This is a genomic window from Arhodomonas sp. KWT (assembly GCF_010993615.1).
The window spans coordinates 1-1,109 of the sequence record NZ_WNXE01000531.1 but is presented as its reverse complement, the minus strand read 5'-3'; the positions used below and the strand labels follow the sequence as shown (position 1 = coordinate 1,109).

Here is a 1,109-nt window from a genome sequence, read left to right as displayed (position 1 = left end):
ACCGGCGTCCCTGCGGTGGTGGACCTCGCGGCGATGCGCGATGCGATGCAGGAGCTGGGCGGTGACCCGAACCTGATCAACCCGCTGGAGCCGGTGGACCTGGTGGTGGACCACTCGGTGATGGTCGATCACTTCGGCAAGCCGGATTCCCTCGATCTCAACACCAAGATCGAGTTCAAGCGCAACGAGGAGCGTTACAAGTTCCTGCGCTGGGGCCAGAAGGCGTTCTCGAACTTCCGTGTGGTGCCGCCGGGCACCGGCATCGTCCATCAGGTCAACCTCGAGTACCTGGCCAAGGGCGTGATGACCAAGGAGGAGAACGGCCGCACCCTCGCCTACCCGGACACCCTGGTGGGCACGGACTCCCACACCACCATGATCAACGGCCTCGGCGTGCTCGGCTGGGGCGTCGGCGGCATCGAGGCGGAAGCGGCGATGCTTGGCCAGCCGATCACGATGCTCATCCCGCAGGTCATCGGCTTCAAGCTCAACGGCTCGCTCCGCGAGGGCGCCACCGCCACCGACCTGGTGCTCACGGTCACCCAGATGCTCCGGCAGAAGGGCGTGGTCGGCAAGTTCGTCGAGTTCTACGGCGACGGCCTGGACAACCTGCCCCTGGCGGACCGGGCGACCATCGGCAACATGGCCCCGGAGTACGGCGCGACCTGCGGCATCTTCCCCATCGACGCCGAGACCATCCGCTACATGGAGCTCTCCGGGCGCGACGCCGAGACCGTCGAGCTGGTCAAGGCCTATTCCAAGGCCCAGGGCCTGTGGCGCGAGACCGGTGCCCGCGAGGCCGACTACTCGGATACCCTGGAGCTGGATCTCGGCGACGTCGTGCCGAGCATCGCCGGCCCCAAGCGTCCCCAGGACCGCATCGCCCTCACCGACGCGAAGAGCGCCTTCCTCGATACGCTGGAGAACGAGCTCGAGGCCCACGACGCGATGCCGGCGAACGGCGACGTCGCCCGCTTCGAGGGTGAGGGCGGCCACGCCGCACCGGGCAACGAGAACTGGCACGAGGCCGGCGCGGTCGAGTTCGAGCTCGACGGCGAGAAGCACTGGCTCAAGCATGGCGACGTGGTGATCGCCGCGATCACCTCCTG

Annotated in this window: 1 protein-coding gene; it reads left to right on the top strand. The window is 67.7% G+C overall.

The genetic code is table 11. The annotated features are described in order from the left end of the window. A partial coding sequence (locus G7A99_RS20470) for an aconitase family protein (RefSeq protein WP_240466362.1) occupies positions 1-1,109 on the top strand: 1,109 nt, incomplete at both ends.